This window comes from Phyllobacterium sp. P5_D12 (assembly GCF_054049495.1).
In genome coordinates this window covers 1-6,135 of the sequence record NZ_JBFUMG010000256.1, presented here as the reverse complement: position 1 = coordinate 6,135, position 6,135 = coordinate 1, and the positions used below count along the sequence as shown (strand labels likewise).

Here is a 6,135-nt window from a genome sequence, read left to right as displayed (position 1 = left end):
GCTTGGCGTTCTTGATGAGTTCGATGACATTTTCGATATCGTAGCGGCGGAATTGCTACCAAAGCCTGCTCAAGAGACCTATGACCGCTTTTTAGCACTGCACAAGATCGACGCGGCAAGCAGCGCACCACCGAAGAGACAGGCCCAAGCCTGTTTGATCCCGAAAACGATAAACTCGACAAGAGCGCCACAAAGACCCGAGTGCGGCAATCGTTCAAGCACACGATGCGCCGCATCATCGATTATCGCTTCAACGGAGGTAAACCGCTTCAAGCAGGCACATTCAGCGCCGCCTGACCAGGCAGGATAGCGCTGAGGAACGAGGCCAGGTTGTCCGTAACATAGTCGACGTGATCGGTATGACCCGGATCGCGCTCCCAGATTTCCGAGAACGTCGGTTCGAAATTGTTGGGAACGATCAAGACGGTTGTCATCCCCAAGGCTTTCGGCACGATAAGGTTGCGCGCCAGATCCTCGAACATCACGCTGCTTGCCGCGTCGATCTTGTGCAGTGCTAAAAAGCGGTCATAGGTCTCTTGAGCAGGCTTTGGCAGCAATTCCGCCGCTACGATATCGAAAATGTCATCGAACTCATCAAGAACGCCAAGCTGACGCGCAGCCCGCTCGGCATGTCCGCGATTACCGTTGGTGAAAATGAACTTGCGACCTGGCAGTTGCCGGATGGCGGTGGCCAATGAAGGGTCCGGCACCAGCCATGAATAATCGATGTCGTGGACTTTCTGTAAGAAGTCGTCCGGATCAATCTCGTAGCGGTCCATTAATCCTTTGAGCGTCGTGCCATAATCTTTGTAAAATTGCTTCTGCATCTGCCGCGCATCGGTCCGGGACAGCTTCAGAAGATCAGCAACATAGTCCGTCATTTTCACATCGATCTGGGAAAACAGATTTGAATGATGTGGATAGAGGGTATTGTCGAGATCAAAGACCCAATCGGTCACATGGGCAAAGTTCAAGGATTCTGGTTGATTTGTCATACGCGATTAAGGTTCCGCCGTTTTCTGATAGGCAAAAGCAAATGCAGAAAATTCTGTTTCGCTCCCGAATCAATAGACGAAAAGAGTCTGAACTACGACCGTTTTTAAATTTTTCGCTAACAACCGCTTCATTTGTTCCTCGTATTGGTTAGGAGCTGTCTCGGAGGTCCGATGTCCAGAATTCTCCTCAAATGTGCAATGGTTATGGTCGTTTCCGTTATGGGCTCCCTGCTGATTACTGGGGCCATCATGACGGCCAACGATATGCATGACGCAAGGGGATATATGATCGCGACCATTTGCCCCTTGATGATTTCTCCAGCCATTTCCTTCATCGTCTTTCGCCAGTCGGAAAAACTGCGGCTGACCCTCGAAAGACTCAATCACGTCATGCGGGAGCTTGAAACCACCAATGCGAAACTATTCGAGAAGTCATCACGCGATAGTATGACGGGCCTGCTCAATCGCGAAGCGTTCTTCAACCATATCGAGGATGTCCGTACGCGAGAGGCAAGTTCTCTCCTGATCATAGACGCGGATCATTTCAAAAAAATCAATGATGTTCATGGCCATTACAATGGCGATGGCGCATTGATGGCGATCGCACAGAGTATCGCTGGCTGCCTTGGAAAAGAGGACAGTATTGGACGCATCGGAGGCGAGGAATTCGCTGTCTTTCTCGCAATGGATGATGAGGACAACGTCAAATCCATCGCCGAAACCATTCGCGCGGCAGTGAACCGCATTGAGTTCCGCACTCCGGAAAACGAACGCGTCTTGCTGAGTGTCAGTATTGGGGGCATTGTTGGGCTGGCAAATGGAGCGATCGCCGATCATTTTCAGATCGCCGATCGCAGATTGTACGAGGCCAAACGCAATGGCCGCAATTGCGTGATCATCGAGTCCAACATGAAGAATGCGGCCTGAGATGACTCGTCGATAGAGGCTCGTTTCTTAGACCATCGCCGGATCCAGTGGATCAGCATCTTTCCAGMGCGCAACCAGTTTTTCCATGTCGGCTTTCTCAAACGCATCTCTCAGCGCGGCAAAGGATGGCAACACGAAATATGCCCGTTGGAACTTGTCGATTTCATATGCCGTACGCATCACCGTTTCCAGATCAAACGGCACGTGATGGGCATCGGGACTCGTCACAGCGAATTGCAGTTCACTGAACGACGACATAAGACCGGCACCAAATGCTTTTAGTGATGCGCCCCCCTCACGCATGAGGCCAAACTCGGCAGTGTACCAGTAAAGCCGGCCTGCCAGCTGTTCCCCGCCCATGCGTGATGCTGCTCCACCCTTTACGCCGTAGAGCTGCATGAAATCCGCAAATACCGGTTGGCTGAGAATAGGAACGTGACCGAAGAAATCATGAAACATGTCCGGCTCAACGATATAGTCGAGTTCCTTTTTGCTGCGCAGCCAATTCGTCACCGGGAAGCGCCGGTTGGCAAGATGATCGAAAAACGGCTCATTCGGGATAMGGCCTGGCACGGCAACGATTTCCCAACCGGTMAGTTTTTGAAGCCGCTCGCTCACCTCGTGAAAATCCGGTATTCGGTCGAGAAGTCCTAGGGCCTCCACGCCGTCAAGATAGCTGTGGTGCGCCAGCTTCTCCGTCAGTTTTGTCTGGCGATCGCACAGGGTGCGCCAGACCTCTTGGTCTTCATCGGAATAGTCGTATTTCTGCTCAACGGTGAAATCCGCCTGGCAAACCGCGTAGTTGCCGCGAAGTCCCTGTTCGGCACACGCCCGGGCATAAGCCTCAACGCTGATAGTCATCGTTTCCTCCTCGATTGGTTTCCAGGAGGATACGACGGGAAAATGAGAGGATTTGACTTAATCAGCTGCGCCGAGCATCATTGTGAGTGAATTAGCGAAGGATAAGGAAAATTTTGAGTGACTTCTTCTCACTTGGGCGACTTCGAAATCAAAATGCTGCAGATTCTCCAAGGCAATGGACGCGTTGCGATAACTGACCTCGCCCAATTGATCGGCCTGTCCGCCACACCCTGCGCCCGACGGTTCGAGCAGCTGCAGGAAAGTGGGGTTGTCAAAGGTTTTGCTGCCACCATCGACAGACGATCGATCGGGCTGATGGTAGAAGTCTTCATACAGGTGCGTCTCAACACCCATAGCGATGATTCTCCTGAGCGCTTTATCGCTGAAATTCAGCGTATGGACGAGGTTTCGTCTTGCTGGACCATGACCGGAGAACATGATTTTCTCCTGCACGTCATGGTGCCCACCGTGGACGATCTCAATGCTTTCGTCATGCACAGGCTGATGCGATTGAAGGGCGTCCGAGATGTGCATACCCAACTGGTGCTGCAGAATATCAAAGGGCCCGGGAAAATCCCGCTCGATCATCTCAAGAAATGATTAGGGCCAGGAACCTAGGGAACGAGCAGCGTTCCTGCACCGCGTTCTGTGAAAAGTTCGAGCAGAACCGAATGAGGAGTCTTGCCGTTAAGGATGACCACGCCCTCGACACCGCGATTTATCGCATCGATACACGTTTCGACCTTGGGGATCATGCCCCCTGATATCGTGCCGTCCTTGATCAGAGCACGTGCCTGCGCGACGGAAAGTTCCTTGATAAGCTGCTTGTCCTTGTCGAGAACACCGGGAACATCCGTCAGGAATAAAAGGCGAGATGCTGCAAGTGCTCCGGCGATAGCGCCAGCGAACGTATCTGCATTGATATTGTAAGTGTGGCCATCACGCCCGGGCGCAACAGGCGCAATCACAGGTATCATCTCGGAACGAGCGAGAAGGTCGAGCAGCGTGCGGTCGACTTCTACCGGCTCTCCGACAAATCCGAGGTCGACGATCTTCTCGATGTTGGAATCGGGATCGATGATGGTCTTCTTCGCCTTTTCGGCAAAAACCATATTGCCATCCTTGCCGCACAGGCCGATTGCCCATTCGCCCTCGGCGTTGATCAAAGCGACGATTTCCTTGTTGATCGAGCCCGCGAGCACCATCTCGACGATTTCCAGCGTCTTCGCGTCGGTTACGCGCAGGCCGCCTTCGAACTTGGACTCAATACCCATGCGTGCCAGCATGGACGCGATCTGCGGTCCACCGCCGTGGACAACGATGGGATTTATACCGGACTGCTTGAGAAGCGCTATGTCGCGGGCAAACGCCTTGCCGAGAGCCGCGTCACCCATGGCATGGCCACCATATTTTACGACGACGGTCTTGTTTTCATAGCGCTGCATATAGGGCAGAGCAGCGGAAAGCAGACTTGCCTGAATTTCAGCAGTGTGGTCGGCGTCGGATGTGGAGGACATGCGCAAGCTCCAGCTTGGGAAGGACGGGGGTTCTTAACGCTAAAGACGGTTTCGGGCAAACATGATTTAGGCCATCGGCAGACGTTTTTTTCATCTGCCATTGACAGCGCAACCCCTCGGCAGATTTAAATTGAGCAATAAGAGTTGGAAACGCCATCTGTATGACGCCTGAAGGCATATCGGAGCTGATCTCGCGAGTTTCACTACGGGACCGCGCGGCCTTCGATGTGCTGTATGCCGCCACAAGCGCGAAACTTTTTGGTGTATGTCTGCGTATCTTGGGTAATCGAACGGAAGCAGAAGACGCGTTACAGGACATCTACGTCAAGATTTGGAACAAGACGGGCCGATTCGCCGTCGCGGATACCAGTCCTATTTCATGGCTGGTGGCGATTGCCCGCAATCACTGCATTGACGTATTGCGGGCCCGTAAGCCTGCAGCAGTCGAATTGGATCAGGCTGCAGACGTTTCCGAGCCGTCACCCAATCCCGAACAGGCTGCTGTTGCCAGTGGGGAAGCGCAACGGATCTATGATTGCCTCGGCCAGCTTGAGGCGGACAGAGCGGCGGCCGTCCGTGGCGCCTATCTGAATGGCGACAGTTACGAGGTACTGGCCAGCCGCCATAACGTGCCGTTGAATACAATGAGAACCTGGCTGCGCCGCAGCCTGATAAAACTGAAGGAATGCCTAGAGGGATGAGCCCGACTGAACCCGATGACAACATGATACCGGAAGGCGATGATTTCATCGCCGCCGAATATGTGTTGGGTGTGCTCCCCGAGCAGGAGCGCCGGGAGGTTGCGCGCCGCATCGAAACGGACAAGCCGTTTGCGGAACTGGTTGCACGCTGGCAGACACAATTCGACCCTCTCAACGATGAGTACGATGCGGCGCAAGCCCCGCAACATCTGAAGAGCCGGATCGATCAACGCCTCTTTGCCATCGAAGTAGCCGCCAGTTCGTCGTTCTGGAACAATATTGCCTTTTGGCGCGGACTGGCCTTCGCCGCACTTGCTTTTGCTGTGATCGGAATTGGCCGTGATTTGATCGAGCGCCCTGCCCGGATCAGCGAGCAACTGGTCGCATCGATGGAGACACAAGGCAGCAGCGTTCACACGCTGGCGATTTTTGATGACCAGACCAAGAAACTGAAAGTAACCGTGGTCAGCGGCGACATTCCGAAGGACCGCTCGCTTGAACTTTGGCTGATTGCCGGCAACGAAGCGCYCGTCTCGCTCGGCCTGATGGTTTCCCCGCAAGTGACAGAGTTCAATCTACCGTCGCCATTACTCGCCAAGCTGCGTGACGGTACGACACTGGCGCTGACTGTAGAGCCTGTTGGAGGTGCACCAAGCGGCGCTCCTACCGGCCCAATTGTCGCTGCGGGTATTGTGCGCAAAATTTAGAGCGTTAATTTTGACGTCGTCTGAAACTTAAGTCTCCAACCTCCCGTATCTCCATCTGTCCTCACCTGAGGGGAAACAAACAATGGAGATGAAGTATGTTGAAGAAATCATTGGGCCTGATCGCACTTTCGGCCGTGCTGGTTGCCGGAACTGCGTACGCCAAGAACCCGACTGTGGGCGGTGCGGCCATGTACGAAAACAAGAATATCATTGAAAATGCCGTGAACTCCAAGGATCACACGACACTGGTGGCTGCGGTCAAAGCGGCCGGCCTTGTCGAAACGCTTCAGGGCAAGGGGCCTTTTACGGTATTCGCCCCTACAAATGAGGCATTTGCCGAGCTTCTGAAAGGCACCGTCGATACGCTGCTAAAGCCTGAAAATAAGGAAAAGCTGGCGAAGATTCTCACCTGTCACGTCGTTGCTGC

At 53.6% G+C, this 6,135-nt stretch carries 8 protein-coding genes and 1 pseudogene; 6 read left to right on the top strand and 3 right to left on the bottom strand.

Annotated elements, in window-relative coordinates; genetic code table 11:
* Positions 1–107 (top strand): annotated as a pseudogene (locus ACXJ5O_RS16260) (pyrimidine 5'-nucleotidase); the annotation flags it as partial.
* Positions 108–269: 162 nt separating this feature from the next.
* Here ACXJ5O_RS16260 and ACXJ5O_RS16255 read toward each other — a convergent pair.
* Positions 270–995: a pyrimidine 5'-nucleotidase gene (locus ACXJ5O_RS16255; protein WP_209998233.1), complete on the bottom strand. Its 726-nt coding sequence runs from the start codon at positions 993–995 to the stop codon at positions 270–272.
* Between the two features lie 171 nt (positions 996–1,166).
* Here ACXJ5O_RS16255 and ACXJ5O_RS16250 point away from each other — a divergent pair, with 171 nt between their 5' ends.
* Positions 1,167–1,922 (top strand): GGDEF domain-containing protein, encoded by a 756-nt coding sequence (locus ACXJ5O_RS16250; protein ID WP_457300794.1) that lies wholly within the window; start codon positions 1,167–1,169, stop codon positions 1,920–1,922.
* A gap of 27 nt (positions 1,923–1,949) precedes the next feature.
* Here ACXJ5O_RS16250 and phhA read toward each other — a convergent pair whose 3' ends face one another.
* Positions 1,950–2,783 carry a phenylalanine 4-monooxygenase gene (gene phhA, locus ACXJ5O_RS16245; protein ID WP_457300793.1) on the bottom strand — a complete coding sequence of 278 codons (834 nt, stop codon included), beginning with the start codon at positions 2,781–2,783 and terminating at the stop codon, positions 1,950–1,952.
* Between the two features lie 153 nt (positions 2,784–2,936).
* On the opposite strand from phhA, the gene ACXJ5O_RS16240 reads away from it, so the two are divergent.
* Positions 2,937–3,383 carry an Lrp/AsnC family transcriptional regulator gene (locus tag ACXJ5O_RS16240; protein ID WP_457300792.1) on the top strand — a complete coding sequence of 149 codons (447 nt, stop codon included), beginning with the start codon at positions 2,937–2,939 and terminating at the stop codon, positions 3,381–3,383.
* A gap of 14 nt (positions 3,384–3,397) precedes the next feature.
* On the opposite strand, the gene argB is transcribed toward ACXJ5O_RS16240, so the two are convergent.
* The gene (argB, locus tag ACXJ5O_RS16235; protein ID WP_112526645.1) at positions 3,398–4,300 is read right to left on the bottom strand and encodes an acetylglutamate kinase; all 903 of its coding nucleotides are present in this window, start codon (positions 4,298–4,300) and stop codon (positions 3,398–3,400) included.
* Between the two features lie 161 nt (positions 4,301–4,461).
* On the opposite strand from argB, the gene ACXJ5O_RS16230 reads away from it, so the two are divergent.
* The 3 genes from ACXJ5O_RS16230 to ACXJ5O_RS16220 all read left to right on the top strand — a co-directional run.
* A complete protein-coding gene (locus ACXJ5O_RS16230) occupies positions 4,462–5,001 on the top strand; it encodes a sigma-70 family RNA polymerase sigma factor (protein WP_457300791.1) in 540 nt (179 codons plus the stop codon).
* Positions 4,998–5,708, top strand: a complete 711-nt coding sequence (locus ACXJ5O_RS16225; protein WP_457300790.1) for an anti-sigma factor — start codon at positions 4,998–5,000, stop codon at positions 5,706–5,708. The genes ACXJ5O_RS16230 and ACXJ5O_RS16225 overlap by 4 nt, the downstream gene beginning before the upstream one ends.
* 95 nt (positions 5,709–5,803) lie before the next feature.
* A partial coding sequence (locus ACXJ5O_RS16220) for a fasciclin domain-containing protein (RefSeq protein WP_457300789.1) occupies positions 5,804–6,135 on the top strand: 332 nt, incomplete at its 3' end.

Excerpts from the sequence above, each read along its gene's own strand:
- ACXJ5O_RS16240 (WP_457300792.1), top strand. The coding sequence starts at position 2,937 with ATGCTGCAGATTCTCCAAGGCAATGGACGCGTTGCGATAACTGACCTC.
- ACXJ5O_RS16250 (WP_457300794.1), top strand. The coding sequence starts at position 1,167 with ATGTCCAGAATTCTCCTCAAATGTGCAATGGTTATGGTCGTTTCCGTT.
- ACXJ5O_RS16255 (WP_209998233.1), bottom strand. The coding sequence starts at position 995 with ATGACAAATCAACCAGAATCCTTGAACTTTGCCCATGTGACCGATTGG.
- argB (WP_112526645.1), bottom strand. The coding sequence starts at position 4,300 with ATGTCCTCCACATCCGACGCCGACCACACTGCTGAAATTCAGGCAAGT.
- ACXJ5O_RS16230 (WP_457300791.1), top strand. The coding sequence starts at position 4,462 with ATGACGCCTGAAGGCATATCGGAGCTGATCTCGCGAGTTTCACTACGG.